15 protein-coding genes are annotated in these 19,080 nt (G+C 39.9%); all 15 read left to right on the top strand.

What is annotated here, in order from left to right; translation table 11 throughout:
- The first annotated feature begins 39 nt into the window (after positions 1-39).
- The 15 genes from C7D97_RS05425 (at position 40) to C7D97_RS05355 (ending at position 18,928) form a co-directional block, all read left to right on the top strand.
- Positions 40-2,604 (top strand): FAD-dependent oxidoreductase, encoded by a 2,565-nt coding sequence (locus C7D97_RS05425; RefSeq protein WP_105301082.1) that lies wholly within the window; start codon positions 40-42, stop codon positions 2,602-2,604.
- A gap of 9 nt (positions 2,605-2,613) precedes the next feature.
- On the top strand, positions 2,614-3,933 hold the full coding sequence (gene ssnA / locus C7D97_RS05420; protein ID WP_105301081.1) for a putative aminohydrolase SsnA: 1,320 nt from the start codon (positions 2,614-2,616) through the stop codon (positions 3,931-3,933).
- Between the two features lie 38 nt (positions 3,934-3,971).
- On the top strand, positions 3,972-5,351 hold the full coding sequence (locus tag C7D97_RS05415) for a uracil-xanthine permease family protein (protein ID WP_105301080.1): 1,380 nt from the start codon (positions 3,972-3,974) through the stop codon (positions 5,349-5,351).
- A 399-nt stretch (positions 5,352-5,750) separates the two neighbouring features.
- Positions 5,751-7,100 carry a uracil-xanthine permease family protein gene (locus C7D97_RS05410; protein ID WP_105301079.1) on the top strand — a complete coding sequence of 450 codons (1,350 nt, stop codon included), beginning with the start codon at positions 5,751-5,753 and terminating at the stop codon, positions 7,098-7,100.
- 118 nt (positions 7,101-7,218) lie between these two features.
- A complete protein-coding gene (gene xdhA / locus C7D97_RS05405; RefSeq protein WP_105301078.1) occupies positions 7,219-9,513 on the top strand; it encodes a xanthine dehydrogenase subunit XdhA in 2,295 nt (764 codons plus the stop codon).
- Between the two features lie 10 nt (positions 9,514-9,523).
- The gene (xdhB, locus tag C7D97_RS05400; RefSeq protein WP_105301077.1) at positions 9,524-10,411 is read left to right on the top strand and encodes a xanthine dehydrogenase FAD-binding subunit XdhB; all 888 of its coding nucleotides are present in this window, start codon (positions 9,524-9,526) and stop codon (positions 10,409-10,411) included.
- Positions 10,401-11,021, top strand: a complete 621-nt coding sequence (xdhC, locus tag C7D97_RS05395; RefSeq protein ID WP_105301076.1) for a xanthine dehydrogenase subunit XdhC — start codon at positions 10,401-10,403, stop codon at positions 11,019-11,021. The genes xdhB and xdhC overlap by 11 nt, the downstream gene beginning before the upstream one ends.
- 655 nt (positions 11,022-11,676) lie before the next feature.
- Complete coding sequence (locus tag C7D97_RS05390) at positions 11,677-12,804, top strand: THUMP domain-containing class I SAM-dependent RNA methyltransferase (RefSeq protein WP_105301075.1); 1,128 nt, start codon at positions 11,677-11,679, stop codon at positions 12,802-12,804.
- A gap of 75 nt (positions 12,805-12,879) precedes the next feature.
- The gene (locus tag C7D97_RS05385) at positions 12,880-14,223 is read left to right on the top strand and encodes a L,D-transpeptidase family protein (protein ID WP_240308889.1); all 1,344 of its coding nucleotides are present in this window, start codon (positions 12,880-12,882) and stop codon (positions 14,221-14,223) included.
- Positions 14,224-14,231: 8 nt separating this feature from the next.
- Entirely contained in the window at positions 14,232-15,053 is an 822-nt protein-coding gene (locus tag C7D97_RS05380; RefSeq protein ID WP_105301073.1) for an energy-coupling factor transporter ATPase, read from the top strand.
- The gene (locus tag C7D97_RS05375; RefSeq protein WP_105301072.1) at positions 15,050-15,913 is read left to right on the top strand and encodes an energy-coupling factor transporter ATPase; all 864 of its coding nucleotides are present in this window, start codon (positions 15,050-15,052) and stop codon (positions 15,911-15,913) included. Before C7D97_RS05380 ends, C7D97_RS05375 begins: the two co-directional genes overlap by 4 nt.
- Positions 15,900-16,694: an energy-coupling factor transporter transmembrane component T family protein gene (locus tag C7D97_RS05370; protein ID WP_105301071.1), complete on the top strand. Its 795-nt coding sequence runs from the start codon at positions 15,900-15,902 to the stop codon at positions 16,692-16,694. The genes C7D97_RS05375 and C7D97_RS05370 overlap by 14 nt, the downstream gene beginning before the upstream one ends.
- Positions 16,691-17,431 (top strand): tRNA pseudouridine(38-40) synthase TruA, encoded by a 741-nt coding sequence (truA, locus tag C7D97_RS05365; protein WP_105301070.1) that lies wholly within the window; start codon positions 16,691-16,693, stop codon positions 17,429-17,431. Before C7D97_RS05370 ends, truA begins: the two co-directional genes overlap by 4 nt.
- The gene (locus tag C7D97_RS05360) at positions 17,428-17,814 is read left to right on the top strand and encodes a hypothetical protein (protein ID WP_105301069.1); all 387 of its coding nucleotides are present in this window, start codon (positions 17,428-17,430) and stop codon (positions 17,812-17,814) included. The genes truA and C7D97_RS05360 overlap by 4 nt, the downstream gene beginning before the upstream one ends.
- Entirely contained in the window at positions 17,801-18,928 is a 1,128-nt protein-coding gene (locus C7D97_RS05355; RefSeq protein ID WP_105301068.1) for a DUF4097 family beta strand repeat-containing protein, read from the top strand. Before C7D97_RS05360 ends, C7D97_RS05355 begins: the two co-directional genes overlap by 14 nt.
- Positions 18,929-19,080 lie beyond the last annotated feature (152 nt).

Below are 19,080 nucleotides of genomic sequence, written 5' to 3'. Positions count from 1 at the left end.
AAGAATTGTATGGGTTTTTCTTTATAGGAAGGATTGAGTATGAGTGAATATATGAGAGCGATAGAATTTCCCAAGCTTATAGAATGGGCCCTTGCGGAATACAAGAATGAGGGAAGTGTATTTTCTATTGCCAAAGAGAAATTTTATAAAAATAAAACTAATAAAAGGCTAAGGACAGTTTTTGGCGATGAGCTTGGATCTGCTGTAGGACCTGCTGCGGGACCTCACACTCAGCTTGCCCAAAATCTCATAGCTTCCTATCTAGTAGGCGGAAGATATATGGAGCTTAAGACCTGCCAAATCATGGATGGGGAAGAGCTAATGGCAGCTATTCCAAAACCATGTATCAATTCGGAAGATGAGGCCTACAATTGCGAGTGGTCCACGGAGCTTAAGATAGAAGATGCAGCAAGTGAGTACATAAAGGCAGAGCTTGCTATAAGGGTTCTCGCCAAGGAGTTTGGCATATCTTACGATAAGGACTTTGTCCTTAATATGTCTGTAGGATATAATCTCGAAGGAATCAAGTCAGAAAAGGTAGACGGCTTTATCAATTCCTTGATGGATGCGAGCCATACGGAAGTCTTTAAGGATTCAATCAAGTATCTTAAGGATAATATAGACAAGTTTGAAAACGTTAATATAGAAGATATAGAAAAAATTGACGGCAAGATCTGTAATTCTATGACTCTTTCTACTATGCACGGAACTCCAGCAGGAGAAATTGAAGAGATTGCTGCCTATCTGATTGAGAAAAAGGGACTCAATACCTTTGTAAAATGTAACCCAACCCTAGTTGGCTATGACTATGCTAGAAACATCCTAGATGAATTGGGCTACAAGTACATAGACTTTGACAAGGCTCAGTTTGACCATGACCTTGGCTTTGATGAATCCATAGAAATATTTACTAGGCTTTTAGACCTTGCTCGTAAAAATGACCTAGTCTTTGGTTGTAAGCTATCAAATACCTTCCCAGTTATACAAAAAAGGGGAGAACTGCCTAGCGAAGATATGTATATGTCAGGTAGGGCCCTTCTTCCACTTACTATATCTGCAGCCTTGAAGTTATCAGAAGCCTTTGATGGCAAGCTTCCTATGAGCTACTGCGGTGGAGCTGATGGACTTAATATAGAAGAAATATTTGAAATTTTTAACCAACCAATTACAGTTTCCACAACCCTACTCAAGCCAGGTGGCTACTATAGGATGAAAGACCTTGCCGAAAAATGCGAGGGACTTCTGGGAAGAGCTTATGATGGAATAGATAACGAGAAATTAAGAAATCTTGTATCAAGTCTTAAGTCTAATGACCTTTATGCCAAAAATCCTAAGCTTAGACTAAGGACTAGAAAATGGGCGAGTGACCTTCCTATGACTGATTGTTACAGCGCTCCTTGCAAGGATTCGGCTTGTCCTATAGGTCAACAAGTCCCAGCCTACCTTCATTTTGCAGAAGTGGGAGATTACAAGAAGGCCATGGAAGTTATAGCAATAGATAATACTGCTCCTGCGATATTATCAGAGACCTGCTATGAATATTGCAAGAAAACTTGTACGAGGGTCGACTACGAAGCTGGTGTAAATATTAGAGATGTCAAAAAGGAAGTAACAGATGCCTACTACGACAAATATATAGAAGAAATCGAAGTAAGTCCAATCAAGACTTCCGCCAAGGCCCTAATCCTAGGAGGAGGGCCTGGAGGACTTGCAGCAGGAATCTTTCTTAGAAGAAACGGCCTAGAAGCTAAAGTTATTGAAAAGTCCGACAGACTATATGGCTACGCAAATGAGCTTGTATCAGATGAAGCTATAGAAAAAGATATAAGGCTTGCCGAAAAAATAGGACTCGACTATGAGCTTAATACAGACCTAGACCTTGATCTAGAAGAGCTAAAAAAGACCTACAAATATATTATAATAGCTACAGGAAGTAAGACAGATTATGAGAAGCTTAAGGCCTCAGGTATAAAGGTCGACAAGAAAGTCCACATCCTTCCTACAAATGAGACCAATATCGAAAACGTCTACCTTGCAGGAGATATCACTAAGGGAAGAAAGTCTATAGTAAATGCTATAGGAGATTCCAAAATAATTGCAAAAGATATCCTAAAGAAGGAAGATATAAATGATGACTTTAGGAAAGTAACTTATGAAAAAACTCCTGGAGAAATCATAGAAAGACGTGGTAAGCTCGAACTTCCCAAGGACAAAGACGGATCAAGATGCCTATCGTGCGATAAGATTTGTGAAATTTGTACCGAAGTTTGTCCAAATAGGGCCAATGTCGCTATAGAAGTCGAAGGCTTTAGGAATAAGAGACAAACTATCCACCTTGACGGACTCTGCAACGAATGTGGTAACTGTGAAAGCTTTTGCCCACACGAGGGAGCTCCTTACAAGGATAAATTTACAGTTTTCATAAGAGAAGACGACTTCGATATGTCTGAGCAAAGTGGAATATATAGGCTCGAATCGGGTAAGTACAAGATAAGGCTTGAGAACAAAAACGTGATCGAGGCAGACTCTTCTGATGAGAGGATCAGTGAAGCCTACAAGAAACTAATAGGGGCCCTAGAAGAAAGATACAGCTACTACCTATAAGGAGAAATTATGATAATTAAGGCAAAGACCATTATTACCAACGATAAGGCTAACAACTTCTACGAGGATGCGGCAATCCTTATAGAGGAAAACATCATAAAGGAAATAGGAGATTTTGATAAGATAAAAGGAGAAAATCCAGACGAAGAGGTCCTAGACTTTTCTGATAAGCTTGTAATGCCAGGGCTTATATGTGCCCACTCCCACGCCTATTCTGCCTATGCGAGAGGGATGAGCGTATCAAAGCCAACTGATAATTTCTTCCACGTCTTAGAAAACCTCTGGTGGGCCCTAGATAAGGAACTTACCCTAGAAGATGTGAAGCTAAACGCCCTAACTACCTTTATGGAGTCAGTTCAAAACGGAGTGACAACCATTATCGACCACCACTCAGGACCAAATGCTATAGAAGGATCCCTATCTACTATGGCAGATGCTGCGACAGATCTTGGAATCAGAGCAAGCCTCTGCTATGAAGTCTCCGACAGGGACGGAATGGACAAAAGAGACCTAGGCATTGCTGAAAACATAAACTGGATCAAGGAAGCAGAAAAAAGAGACGATATGCTAAGTGCTCTCTTTGGTCTCCATGCTTCCTTCACCCTATCAGATGAGACCCTAGTAAAATGCCAAAAGGCCATGGAAGAAGTCGATTCTGGCTACCATGTCCACATAGCTGAAGGCATAGAAGATGAGTGGGAAACGGTAAAGATGAGCGGGAAGAGAATCGTAGATAGGCTCGATGCCTACGGAATCTTTAACAATAAGACCCTTTCTATCCACAACGTCCACATTAACGAAAGAGAGATGAATATCCTAAAAGAGAAAAATACTATGGCAGTATTCAATCCGGAAAGCAATATGAATAATGCCGTGGGAGCTCCTCCGACAGTAAGGATGCTAGATAAAGATATCCTTCTTGGACTTGGGACAGATGCCTACACCAACGACATGTTTGAATCGATGAAGGTAGCAAAGGTCCTCATCACTCACGAAAACCATGACCCAACCAAGGGCTTTGCCGAAGCTATCAAGATGCAATTTGAAAACAATCCAAAGATTATGGAAAGATTTCTCAAAAGACCAGTAGGAAGAATCGAAGAAGGAGCCTACGCTGATATCATAGCCCTAGACTATGATCCGATAACTCCTTTAGAAAAAGAAAACTGGCCAGGTCACATCCTTTTCGGCTTAAGTGGAAAATGTGTAACAGATTCTATAATAAACGGCAAAGTAGTAATGGCTGATAGAAAGATTAAGACAGTCGATCAAAAAGCAATCCACGAAAAATCAAGACAAAGAGCAAAAGCAATCTGGCCTAAACTTTAGGCTGGATTGGAAATACATAATATACTTAAGGAGAAATTATGGAAAAAAATACTAATCAAGCTGTCTCAAAGTCTTTGTTTGACCTTGATGGCAAGCCTGAATTTAAGAAGGCCTTCCCCATAGCCCTTCAGCATTTGTTGGCAATGATTGTAGGTAATACCCTGCCAGCAATCGTTTTGACAAATACTTTGGCTAATACTGAGCATGCCCTAACAGGGGCGGAGTCGATTTATCTTATCCAAGCAGGAATGTTTGTAGCAGCCCTTGCTACCTTCCTCCAACTTTACCCAATAGTTAAACTTGGACTTGGATCAAGGCTTCCTATGATAATGGGGGTGTCATTTGCCTATATACCTGTAATTAACTCAGTTGCGGTCAAATATGGTATAGGAGCAGTCTTTGCCTCCCAGATAGTAGGTGGTGTAATAGCCTTCCTTGTAGGAATGAATATCAAAAGGCTCTATAAATTTTTCCCACCAATGGTATCGGGAACAGTTGTTCTTACAATAGGTCTTTCCCTCTACTCAGTTGCCCTAAACTACATGGCAGGAGGAAATGGAAACCCTAACCAAGGAGCTATGGTTTATTGGATAGTAGCCTTCATCACTCTTGCAGTTGTTCTTATTTGTAATATGTTTGGTAAGGGTCTTGTGAAGCTTTCTGCAATCCTTATAGGAATCGTAGTAGGCTACATCGCTTCTCTTGCCTTTGGTATAGTAGATTTCTCTAAGCTATCTGATGCAGCTTGGCTTACAATCCCAAAAGTTATGCCATTTAGCCTAGACTTCCACCTAGATGCTTGTATCACAATGGCGGTTATGTTTACAGTAAACTCCATCCAGGCAGTAGGAGACTTCTCTTCTACCACAACAGGTGGACTTGACAGACAACCAACAGAAAAGGAACTTGAGGGAGGAATCAAGGGCTATGGTATTGTAAATATGATATCAGCATTATTTGGAGGACTTCCTACAGCATCTTATTCACAAAATGTTGGTATAGTATCCCTAACAAAGGTTGTTTCAAGACACGTCCTTAAGATTACTGCTACTATGATCCTTATAGCAGGATTTATTCCAAAGTTTGGTGCTCTAATGCTTTCTGTACCTCAAGCTGTAATTGGTGGAGCGACAGTTACGGTATTTGCCCAAATCACTATGAGTGGAATGAGACTTATCACATCTGATGAGATGAGTGTGAGAAATGTAACAATAACTGGACTTGCAATCGCACTAGGTATGGGAATTACCCAGGTAAACCCAGTAGCAATCGAACAATTCCCAGAGTGGTTTAGAATGATATTTATCTCATCACCTGTAGTTCTTTCAACTCTTGTAGTTTTCTTCCTAAATATAATTCTTCCAAAGAAGACTATCGAAGAAGAAGAACGTGAAAGAGAAATGATGGATAAGGAATAAGAGAATCGCCATTAAAGTGGTGTCAGAGTAGTGTAGACAAAATCCAAAAACGCTTATCCAACTACAGAAATTTAGAAATTCTAAATCTCATAATACTGTAAATCGCAAACTCGCTAAGGCTCGAACAGTGCGGTTTACGGGCGTATTATTTCGATTTGAATTTCTTGAAATTTCTTCCGAATGGAACGCTTCCTTTTGGATTTTGTCCCTTTGTTATTAGTCTGTCGCCATGAAAGTGGCGTTTTTCTTTGCTTATTTTTAAAAGAGGGCCATTATTTATGAAATATAAATCAGTCTAAGTTTTTCGAGTCTTCGCACTTTTGTTTAAGATAATAAAAATTTTACAGTAATATATTTTGTGATACAATTATTCATATAGAAAACGAAAGGGAGGATTCTATGAAATCTGATACAAATTCTAGTGTAAGTATTGACAATATTTACCAACTTGATGGCAAGGTTCCTATAGCCAAGGCGATTCCTTTTGGTATCCAGCACGTTTTGGCTATGTTTGTTGCAAATCTTGCTCCAATTATTCTTGTCGTAGGGGCAGCAACAGCGGCAAATCCTGATCTTGATATTGATCTAGCATCTCTTATCCAAAATGCTATGTTCATTGCAGGTCTTGGCTCTCTTATTCAGCTTTACCCAGTATGGAAAATCGGTTCTAGACTTCCAGTTATCATGGGGGTAAGTTTTACTTTTTTGGCATCTTTAATTTATGTTTCTACTAATTTTAACTATGAAACTATGATTGGGGCAGTCATTGTCGGCGGTATTATAGAAGGAACCTTAGGTCTTCTTGCAAAATACTGGAGGAAATTTATAGCACCAATTGTTTCTGCTTGTGTTGTTACAGCGATTGGTTTTTCTCTACTAAGTGTCGGTGCAGCATCTTTTGGTGGTGGCAATGGGGCTAGTGATTTTGGTTCTACTAGAAATCTTCTTCTTGGAACTATTACTTTAATTTCTTGTTTATCCTTTAATTCTTTAGCTAAGGGCTTTTGGAAACAACTTTCTGTTCTATTTGGTCTTATAGTTGGTTACATAATAGCAGTATTTATGGGCATGGTTGATTTCTCACCTATTGCCGAGGCAAGCTTTTTCTCCATACCTAAGTTTATGCCTTTCAAGCCTCAATTTAACCTAAGTGCGATTATCGCCATGGTTGTTGTATTTTTGGTATCTGCGGCAGAAACTATTGGAGATACTACTGCAGTTTGTGCCGGCGGTTTGGGTCGTGATATTACGGAAAGAGAAATCCAAGGATCCCTCGCTTGTGACGGTTTCTTAAGTGCGGTTTCCGGTCTTTTCGGCTGTACTCCGATCACATCCTTTAGCCAAAACGTCGGTCTTGTAGCAATGACTAAGGTAGTCAACAGATTTACTATAATGTTTGGAGCTCTTACCTTGATTCTTGCAGGACTTTTCCCTAAGATCGGTGCCTTATTTGCAACTCTTCCAGAACCAGTTCTTGGAGGATGTACCATAATGATGTTTGGTTCAATCGTGGTAAGCGGTATTGGAATGATCGCGGATTGTGGCTTTAGCCAAAGAAATACTACCATAGCAGCCCTATCTTTGAGTATTGGTATTGGTTTTACCCAAATTCCAGAAATTTACCAACAACTTCCAGCTCTCTTTAGGGATGTTTTCTCATCAAACCCTGTAGCTAATGTATTTGTCATAGCTATCATTATGAGTCTTGTTCTTCCAAAAGATAAGGAAGAAAAGGTAAAAGAAAATTAATATATATACTTCCAGATCCTAGATGATTTGGGAGTGTTTTTGTGTTGGAAACTATTAATTTATCTTAAAATATGATATATTATTTGTAAATAGTCGTAAGTATTAGAAAGGAAAGAATATGTACGTAGGCAAAAAAATCAAGAGAGTAGATGCTTTTGACAAGGTTACAGGTAGGGCTAAGTTTACCGAAGACCTAGTCCCAAAAGACGCATACATTGCGAAGATCTACCATTCAACCATAGCACACGGCAAGGTTTTAAGTATAGATACAGAAGAAGCCATGAAGGTTCCAGGTGTTGTCAAGATAGTAACTTGTTTTGACGTGCCAAAGATTCAATTCCCAACAGCAGGTCACCCTTGGTCTACCGAAAAGGACCACCAAGACGTAGCTGACAGGCTCCTACTCAATGAGCATGTTAGATATTACGGAGACGATGTCGCGGTTGTAATCGCCCGTGACGAAGTAGCTTGCAAACAAGCCTTAAAGAAAATCGTAGTAGAATATGAGGAGTATCCTGCAAACTTTGATGCCCTAGATTCAATCAAGGATGTTAAGGTCCCAATCCATGAGGAAAGCCCTGACAATATCTTAAAACATACTACAAACAATAGGGGTAACTTCGAAGAAGCTATCAAGGAAGAAGGACTGATCAAGGTGGTTGGAGATTATGAAACACCTATAATATCCCACGCCCATTTGGAAAATCCAGATGTATACGCCTATGAGAAGTCAGGCAAGATCGTAGTAGTTGCCTCAACCCAAATCCCTCACATCATAAGAAGAGTTGTCGGCCAGGCCCTAGGTCTTGGTTGGGGAAAGATTAGAGTTATAAAACCATACATAGGGGGAGGATTCGGCAACAAGCAAGACGCCTTGTACGAGCCACTTTGTGCCTTCCTCACAACCCAAGTTGGAGGTCATCCTGTAAAGCTTCTCCCATCTAGGGAAGAGACCTTTGTCTCAACCAGAACAAGACACGCTATGAAAATCCACATAGAATCTTACGTCAGAGAAAACGGAGATTATGTCGCAAGAAGAGTAGAAACTTACTCCAATGGAGGAGCCTACGCATCCCACGGCCACTCTATAGCCGCTAAGGGCTTGAACTGTTTCCACCAACTCTATCCTTGTGAGAATATCAAGGGAGATGCCTACTCAATCTACACCAACCTTCCAGCAGGAGGAGCCATGAGAGGTTACGGTATCCCTCAAGCCATGTTTGCCTACGAAGCCCACCACGATGATGTGGCCAAGGCCCTAGGCATGGATCCACTAGAACTTAAGCTTAGAAATGTTATGCCAAAAGGTTATGTAGATCCTTTCTCTCACAATGAAAACTATTACGATTCCTTCAGAGACTGCCTAGAAAAGGGAGCAGAAGCTATTGATTACTACGCTAAGAAGGAAAAATACAAAAATCAAACAGGAAATATCAGATACGGAATAGGTTGTGCTGTCTATTGGTATAACACTGGAGTATTCCCAATTTCCCTAGAGTCTTCTTCTTGTAGGATGATAGTAAATGAGGATGGATCTGTCCAAATCCAACTACCTGAAACAGAAATCGGCCAAGGAGCTGACACTGCCTTTACCCAAATGGCAGCAGACTCATTAGGCATGAGGATAGAAGATATCCATATCATATCGACCCAAGATACGGATGTATCTCCATTCGGTCTTGGAGCTTACGCATCTCGTCAAACCTACATGGCAAGCTTTTCTATTACCAAAACTGCCAAGGAACTTAAGGAAAAAATCCTAGACCAAGCCTACCTACAGACTAGAATTACTCCAAACAATCTCGATATAGTTGATTCTACTATAGTTAGGAAAACTGATGGCAGGAAGCTCCTTACTATGGAGGAGCTCGCTACAGAGTCTCTTTACACCCTAAAGACAGAAAACCAACACATCACAGCAGAGACAACCCACACAGTTAGGACTAATGCCTTCTCCTTTGGAGCAAGCTTTGCTGAAGTTAAAGTCGACATAGACCTTGCCAAGGTTGAGGTAGTTAAGCTTATTAATGTTCACGATGCAGGAAATATCATCAATCCACAACTTGCTGAGGCTCAGGCCCATGGAGGAATGAGCATGGCAGTAGGCTACGCCTTAACAGAAGAGATGAAATACAACGATAAGGGAAGAATCCTAAACAACAACCTCCTTGACTATAAGCTAGGAACAATTGCGGATACACCAGAATTTGAAGTTTACTTTATAGAAAACCCAGAACCAACTTCTCCTTATCACACCAAGTCTCTGGGTGAGCCACCAACATGCTCCCCAGCGCCAGCTATAAGAAATGCGGTCCTAAACGCAACTGGAATTTCAGTAAACAAGATACCTATGACCCCACACGTCCTCTTCCCATTATTTAAGGAAAATGGACTCATAGACAATGATTTATAAGGAGGGATAAATGTACGATATCAAAGAAATAAAAGAAGCTTACTCCATAGAAGAAGCTACGAACTTATTAAAAGAAGATCCTGAACTTAAAATCATAGCAGGTGGGACAGATGTTTTAGTCAAGCTAAGAGAAGGATCTATCGAATCACCAAAACTCTTATCAATCCATCTTATAGATGAATTAAGTCAAATATCAATAGATGAAGAAGGATCTATAGAAATAGGAGCTATGGCGACCTTTACCCACATAGCAGACAATCCAATTATAAAAGAAAACATAGACCAATTAGGAAAGGCCGTCCTTACAGCAGGAGGCCCACAGCTAAGAAATGCTGCGACAATCGGGGGAAATGTGTGTAACGCTGCTCCTTCAGCTGACTCCGCCCCAATGCTATTTTGTCTGGATGCCAGTGTAAATATAGTAAGTGCAGATGGCGAAAGAACAATGCCAATTACAGACTTCTATATAGGTCTGGGCCAGGTTGACCTAAAGCCAAATGAATTTGTCAAAAGCTTTACTATAAAGAAAGAAAACTACGAGGGCTATTCTGGTAAATACTTCAAGTACGCTATGAGAAACGCCATGGATATAGCGACAAGCTCCTGTGCGACTATGGTAAAGGTCGATTGCGAGGGGAAAATCGAAAAAATCAAGGCTTGTTACGGGGTAGCATCAACAGTTCCTGTAAGAGTCTACAAGGCTGAGGAAGAATTTATAGGAAAAAAACTTGATGATGAAAATATCACAGCCTTCGCCAAACTTGCCTTAGAAGAACTTTCCCCAAGAGACTCATGGAGAGCGAGCAAGGCCCTCCGTACCCAAGTCCTTTATGAAATATGTAGGAGAAACCTAAAAGAAAGCCTAGAAGAATACAAAGGAGAAGACGATGAAGACTAAACACTCTAGAGAATACGGTCCATTTGCTCCACAAAGAGTCAAACTAAGCTATCAAAAGCCTAACTACAAGAGGGTGAAATGTACTATTAATGGAATCCCTGTAGAAAAAATGGTCGATGTAAGGGCAAGCTTAACAGACTTTCTAAGAAACGACTTCGGTTTAACTTCTGTAAAAAAGGGTTGTGAAGTAGGAGAATGTGGAGCATGTTCTGTCCTAATAGACGGAGAAAGCGTAGACTCTTGCCTATATCTTGCAATCTGGGCTGAAGGAAAAGATATCTGGACAACAGAGGGTCTAGTAGCTGATGATGGTTCGATCTCAATCATCCAACAAGCCTTCATCGACCAAGCAGCAGTCCAATGCGGCTTCTGTACACCAGGCTTTATAGTAACAGCAACAGAAATCGTAGCAAGAGGAAAAAGATACGAAAGAGCTGAGCTAAGGAGACTTCTTGCAGGAAATATGTGTAGGTGTACAGGTTATGAAAATATCCTAAGAGCTGTGGAAGAAGCCATAGAAATAGAAATAAAAGGCAGGGCAGAAGACTACGATACAGACCTTGCAGTAGACCCAGACAACACAGGCCATGATCCAATGATCAAGGACTAAATATAAGAACTTAGGCGATGAAGTAGATTAAATTCTACCACCGCCTTTTTTGTGGAAAGAATAATCTTTAGGTAGAAATATATCTATAGACCGGACTTTGTTCAAAATAGTCCTTATATATTAAAGGATCAGAGTGTAGACAAAATCCAAAAACGCTTATCCAACTACAGAAATTTAGAAATTCTAAATCTCATAATACTGTAAATCGCAAACTCGCTAAGGCTCGAACAGTGCGATTTACGGGCGTATTATTTCGATTTGAATTTCTTAAAATTTCTTCCGAATGGAACGCTTCCTTTTGGATTTTGTCCTTTTGTCAACAGTCTGGCCCTTATATATTAAAGGATTTCTATTTCCTAGAAAATCTATTGATAAAACAGAGTTAAAGTAATTAGGTTAGTTTTTTAATAATATATGTCAAGCTTTCCCCCCCCTCTCTTATTTGAGACATCTCAAAAATCCTCTAATAGGCAGGAATATCGCTTCCTTAATCTTCTATTCACTTAGCCTAATAATTCCCATCCATATATGTAATTTATAATTTCCATCAAGGTCTATCAAATCCCTCTTTATCAAAAGAAATAATAGATTTTATATTTTCTATAAAAGATTGAAATAAAGATGAAAAATAGTTAAAATCTGTTATAATATAAGCATGGAAAAAATTATAATTACAACAAGTTTTGGCTTGGAGGCTCTAGTTAAGAGGGAGCTTATTGATTTAGGCTTTGAGGATTTTTCTGTTAGCGATGGGATGATTACTCTTTCAGGCGAACTTTCTGACATAGGAAAACTAAATATTAATCTTAGATGTGCCGATAGGGTCTATCTTGTCTTAGATGAGTTTAAAGCGACTTCTTTTGATGAACTTTTTGATAATATCAAAAGAATCAACTGGACTGATTATCTAAGAAAGGAAAGTAACTTTATAGTAAATGCCAGGACCTATAAGTCAAAGCTTTTTGCCTTAAGGTCGATTCAATCTATTAGCGAAAAGGCAATTATCGATTCTTTGAGGAAAAAATTTAAGATTTCGACCTTCCCTAAATCAGGGGAGAGGGTAGGAATTGAAGTCATGCTTAATAGAAATATCGCTACAGTTACCATCGATACATCAGGCGATGGGCTTCACAAGAGAGGCTATAGGGAGGATTCTGTAAAGGCTCCCCTTAGGGAAAATCTTGCAGCAGCCCTAGTAGATCTTTCTTTCTATAATCCTGATAGGTTCCTCCTTGATCCCTTCTGTGGATCAGGGACCATCCTAATCGAGGCAGCGAGAAAGGCTCGTAACATTGCCCCAGGTATAGATAGGGACTTCGACTTTAGGCATTTCGTCTTTATGGACAAATCTATCTACGAGGATGAAAAGAAAGAAGCCTTGGGAAGGATCGATTATTCTACTAAGCTTCATATACTAGGATCTGATATTTCATCTAGGGCAATTAGTCTTGCCAAAAACAACGCCCTTAACGCAGGTGTTGAGGAAGACATAGCCTTTGTCACAAGAGATGTAGGATCTGTTGCGGTATCTAAGGATGACTATGGTGTATTGATAGCCAATCCACCCTATGGGATGAGATTATCGGATACGGACCTAGATGATATTTACAAGAAGATAAATAATAAGTTTATGAAGCTTGATACCTGGTCCTTGTATTTTGTAACAGCTGATGAAAAGTTTGATAGAAACTTTAGAAGGAAGCTTTCCAAAAAGAGAAAGCTTTATAATGGTGGTGAGAAGGTGGACTACTACCAGTATTTTGGCCAAAGGCCAAAGAATTAGGAGGATATTATTACAGACAATAAGAAAAACAACAAGACCTGGCCTCTTGTTGTACTAGGAATAGTTGGTATTTATTTGATAGTTACTGTTATATTTTCTTTTATAACCCTACCAAATACCTATATAAATGGAAAGAGTGTTTCATTTGCTTCAAGGGGATCCGCCTTAGAAGCTGCTGGAGATGATTTTAAGCTAGAAGTTAAGGGAAGAGATGATAGAAACTTTGTCCTAAATTCTAAGGATATTGCCTACGATGCGAAGATTCCTCAAAACGCATCCATCGACCAAAATCCCTTTGCTTGGCCAATTTATCTTGTAAATGGCAAGAGAGATGATCTAGAATTTGATTATAATATAAAATATGATGAGGATAAGCTCGATGAACTTTTAAAGGAATCTCCACTTTTTACTAATGTGACAGAGCCAGAAGATGCAAGCCTTGTATTTCACGATGGTTCATTTGATGTAAAAGATGCAGTGATGGGTAATAAACTCGACTATACAGATGTTAAAGATAAAATAGTTAAGGCTATTAATTCTGACCACGAGGATATTGAGCTTACTGATGAAGACTATCAAAATCCAGAAGTCCTTTCAGATTCTAAGGAGCTTAACGAACTTAAGGAAGATGCCAAAAAGATCGAAGCTATGAATATCAAGTTTAACTTTACTGGTTTTGATATAGGACTTAAGGGAGATGAGCTTGTAGATATGCTTATCCAAAAGGGCAAGGTCTTCGAGCTTGACTATGATAAGCTACTTGCCTTTATGGCAGAAGTTGCCGATAAGACAGATACTTACGGGACTGAAAGAAAGTTTAATGCGACAGGAGTCGGTGAGATTACAGTAAATCCTGGCGTCTATGGATATGTACTTGACCAAACAGCAACTGCTGATGAAGTCCTTAAGCTTTTCAATGAGAGAAAAAGTGGAGAAATCGAACCTGTCTATGAAAGATACGGCTACGAAAGAACAGCCGATGGGACAGATATAGGAAACACCTATATAGAAGTAGACATCTCCCGTCAATACCTCTGGTTTTATAAAAATGGTGAGCTAATAATAGAAAGTCCACTTGTAACAGGACTTACATCACCAGGATGGGAGACTAATGTCGGAGTTGGATCAATCCTATCTAAAGTGCCTAATGCTAAGCTTGAAGGAGTCGACTTTACAGGAGAGCCTTACAAGACACCAGTTGATTATTGGATGCCAATAGGCTGGGATGGCGAAGGCTTCCACGATGCTCCATGGAGGGGAGGTGCCTTTGGTGGAGGAATATATTTCTCAAACGGAAGTCACGGTTGCTTAAACCTCCCACCTCATGTTGCCAAAACAATATTTGATAACGTAGAAATCCATACACCAGTCATAGTCTATGAGTCAAGCACAAACAACTCACCTGCTATGGCCTACTAGGACGAAAAATGATAAAGATAGAGAATTTAACCTATGTCTATCCAACAGGAGAAGACGAAGAAGAAAAAAAGGCACTGGATGATGTGTCTATAGAAATTGAAAAGGGAGACTTCGTAGCTATCCTCGGCCACAATGGGTCAGGTAAGTCTACCCTAGGCAAGCTCTTAAACGCTCAGATATTTCCTACATCAGGAGATATTTGGGTGGATGATTTAAATAGCAAGGATGAAGATAGGATTTGGGATATCAGAGAGAAATGCTCCATGGTCTTCCAAAATCCAGATAACCAAATGGTAGCCACAACTGTAGAAGAAGAGGTTGCCTTCGGTCCTGAAAACCTAGCTGTCCCTAATCCAGAACTTAGGGAGAGGGTTGATTCGGCAATTGATCTTGTGGGAATGACAGACTATAAGAGGAGAAATCCTTCCAATCTTTCTGGAGGGCAAAAGCAAAGAGTATCCATAGCTGGAGTTATAGCCATGCTATCAGATTATATAATCTTTGATGAGCCAACAGCCATGCTAGATCCAAGGGGTAGGAAAGATGTTATAAATCTTGTTAAAGACCTTAACAAAAACTATGGCAAGACCATAATCTATATCACCCACTATATGGAAGAGGCAGTCCTTGCAGATAAGATTGTAGTCCTAGATGGTGGAAAGAAGGCCTTGGAAGGGACTGCAAGAGAAGTCTTCTCCAAGGTAGACCAGATGAAAAAGCTAGGCCTTGCTGTTCCTCAAGTTACAGAAGTTGCCTTCGCTCTTAGAAATGAGGGAATAGAAATGAACGAACTTCCCCTAAATATCGAGGAGTTTTTAGAACTTATATGAAAATTGAACTAAAAAATGTTGATTACATCTATAACGCTGGTCTTCCTTCAGAAGTATATGCCCTTAAGGATATCAATCTAGAGATCAACTCTCACGAAATCGTAGGCCTTATTGGCCAAACGGGCTCTGGTAAGTCTACCCTAGTACAACTCCTAAACGGCCTACTCATTCCAACAAATGGCGATTGCATAATAGATGGAATCAACTCAAAAGATAAGAAAAAAAGAAAAGATGCTAGATTCAAGGTAGGTCTAGTCTTCCAATATCCGGAAAACCAACTCTTCGAAGAGACCATAGCCAAGGACATTGCCTTTGGTCCTAAGAACATGGGTCTAAGTGAAGAAGAAATCGATGGGCGTGTAAGGGCTGCTATGGCAAAAGTCGGCCTAGACTACGAGACCTACAAGGATAAGTCTCCCTTCGAGCTTTCTGGAGGTCAACAAAGAAGGGTTGCCGTTGCGGGAATTCTTTCCATGAATCCCAAGGTCCTTGTCCTAGACGAACTTACAGCAGGCCTTGACCCAGTTGGTCGTGATGAGATATTTGAAGAGATCATCTCCCTCTACGAGGCCGATCCAGAGCTTTCTATTGTACTTGTAAGTCACTCCATGGAGGATGTGGCAGAGTATGTAGATAGGGTAATCGTGATGAATAAGGGAGAAGTCTACTCAGATAAGTCAACCTACGATACCTTCACCCAGGCAGAACTAAGTAGTATTGGTCTTGACGTGCCACAGATAACTAAGTTTATGAGAGCCTACAAGGAGAAAAATCCGCAAGTTAGAGATGATATCTACACAGTAGACGATGCCATTTCTGAGCTTAAGAGAGTTCTAGGAGGAAAAGATGGCAAACATTAGCATAGGACAATATCTTCCTTTCGATACCTTTATCCACAGGTTAGATCCTAGGGTAAAGATCGTGGGAGTATTTTTATATATAATAACAATATTTTTTGTAGATGACTTCTACGGCTATATACCCTTTGTGATTTTATTAATCGCTATGCTAGCAGTGGCAAAGATTCCAATAAAGAGCGTCCTTAAGTCACTAAAGCCTGTGATATTTATCATAATTATTACAGGACTTATCAATCTAATCACAACGCCTGGAAGGACGATTTTTGAAATCGGACCTGTATCAGTAACAGAAGAAGGAATATATAGGACAGGCTTTACAGTCCTAAGACTTATCTTAATAATCCTATCGACCTCTGTTCTAACCTACACCACAAGCCCAATGGAGCTAACCTATGGACTCGAAAAGCTCTTCTCACCCCTTAAGAAATTCGGCTTTCCAGCAGGGGAGCTTGCTATGATGATTTCCATATCCCTCCGCTTTATCCCAACCCTATTTGATGAGGCGCAAAAGATAAGGATGGCCCAAATGGCAAGGGGAGCGGACTTCGAATCTGGAAATATTATCAATAGAGCCGTGAGCATGATCCCTCTTCTAGTCCCACTATTTATCAATTCCTTCAAAAGAAGTGATGACCTAGCTACAGCAATGGAGGCGAGGATGTATAGGATAGGACACGAGAGGACTAAGCTTAATGAGATTAATATGGGAAGGGTGGATTGGCTAGCTATATCCATCTTTACTATATTTTGCATACTAGTAATCGTCCTTCACTTCCTATGATTAGAAATGTACTTCTAGAAACAGCCTACGATGGGACGAACTTCGCAGGCTTTCAATACCAAAAGGATGAGAGAAGTGTTGAAGAAGAGTTGAGAAATGCTATAAGGAAGGTTACGGGAGAGGATAATAGGCTTGTATCTTGTGGTAGGACCGATAGTGGAGTTCACGCCAGAAGCCACTTCGTAAACTTCCTTACAGCATCTAATATAAGTCCCAAGGCCTTTAGCTTCCATATCCAGCCTCATCTACCAAATGATATCTTGGCTCTTTCTTCGAAGGAAGTTAGTCTAGACTTTCATGCGAGATTTTCCTGTAAATCCAAGCTTTATAAGTATGTGATCTACAGAGGAAGGCTAATGCATCCAGTCTTTAGGAACTACAAGGAAGAAATATCCTATCCCTTAGACCTAAAGAGATTAGATCAAGGTCTTAAGATCCTCGAAGGCGAGCATGACTTTAGACTATTTATGAGAGAAGATAAGAAGCTTAAGATAAATACGGTAAGGAAAATCGATGAGGCCTACTTCGAGGAAGAAGGAGACGACCTTGCTATTTATTTTAAGGGAGAATCCTTTCTTCACAACCAAGTAAGGATTATGGTAGGATCTCTCATAGAACTTAGCCGAGGAAGGCTTAGCCTTGATGATTACAGGAAGTTTTTCGATAAGGATAATGAGACAAGAGCAAATCCCGCCTTGGGAGCCCAGGGCCTATACTTGCGGAGGGTAGAATTTTGAAAGAAAAAACTTTAAATGAAATAAAGGCCATAAGTCTTTTCGCTTTCCTTATAGGATGCGGATATTACCTGAAAGAAGGAATGGGCATTTACTATCTTATAGTTACAATCCTTTTTGTATATCTGGATTCTATCTTCATAAATAGGGAAGGCTTATTTGTATCCAAACATATATTCTACTTACTACTTGCGATTTATAATGTAATTAGTCTGGCCTTTATGATACAATATATAAGAGGAGAGACGCTCGATGATATATTTCTCGCATTCCTTAAACCTTTCTTGGGAGCAAATGACATATACTTCGTGGGGCTACTCCTAATATTTACTACAGGACTTATTGTAAAACAAAACATTATCGGAGCAAATAATGGGAAAGAATAGAAGAAATACACAAAAAACTGACAAAAAAAGACAAAATATCTTGGGATTTTCTAAAAAGAAAATAATAGCTATAGTTGGACTAGTTCTTGTCCTTGCCCTTGCCATATATTTTGGCACAAGTAGGAGAAATCCTATCTCAAACAAGCTAGCTACAACTACAGAAATCGACGACAATTCCTACAATCAATCTAGGATTATGCGTGTAGATCTAAACAAGATCAAGACCATAAACTTCGACCTAGGTACATGTGACGTGAGAATCCAAAGATCTAATACCAACCCTTATGTCGAATATACGGTCCTTTATAGGGGAGAGGAAAACTCCTACGATATGGAGGTAAGCTTTAACGAAGGAGAGCTAAAACTTAAGAATAAGGTTGTCGGCAAGGAACTTTATATGAAGGATAAAATTCCAATAGTTAGAATCTTCCTACCAATGGAAGGCGGTCTTGATGAGATTAAGGGGAAAATTACTGCAGGTGATGTCAAAATCACAGACCTTGAAGTCAAAAACTTCGACCTAAGACTTGATAGCGGAAATGTAAGCGTAGATAATGCCTACTTCCAAGGGGCAATCTCAAACGGATCTGGTTCAATCAACCTAAACAAGGCTGAGATTAATAATACCAAGCTTGAAACAACTACAGGAAATATCAACATAGTAGACTCAACTCTCGGAAATAGACTAGACTTCATCACCCAAACAGGGGACATAATAGTAGAAGCTGATAAGACAATCGATAACTACAATGTAAACGCCAAGCTATCAGTAGGAAACTTCGTCCTAGGAAACATATCCTATAGAAATATCAAGGATGGCTACTCCAGCGAAAACGACGGCAAGTACAAGATCTCCATGAGAACAAAAATAGGAGATATAATCTTTAACCGAGGCGAGGGAGCAACTGTAGATAAGGAAGAATACATCACCAATGAGAGCAAAACTTCGACAGAAGATGAAGAAGAAGGTGGAAAAGACAGCGAAGAAGAATCAGAAGAAGAGAAGTCAGAAAAAGAAGAAACAAGTGATTCCGATACAGAAGATACTGAAAATACACAAGAAGAGGAAAGCTCGGAGGACGAGGGTGTAGATACAGAAGAAGAAAATAATTAGGCTTAGGGCTTAATTATTTTTTTTAGTATGACGGGCATGTCATCAATCTGTGGTGAAAGTCCACTAAGGGCGTAGTTGCCAGCGAACCTCATAGTAATTCCCAAGGTTTGCATCGTGAGATGCAGGCGAGAAGAAGGGATAGCAAAATTGTA

Origin of the sequence: Anaerococcus marasmi, assembly GCF_900290195.1 — a bacterium.
GTDB classification, from domain to species: domain Bacteria; phylum Bacillota; class Clostridia; order Tissierellales; family Peptoniphilaceae; genus Anaerococcus; species Anaerococcus marasmi.
This window is presented reverse-complemented; position numbering and strand designations above follow the sequence as displayed.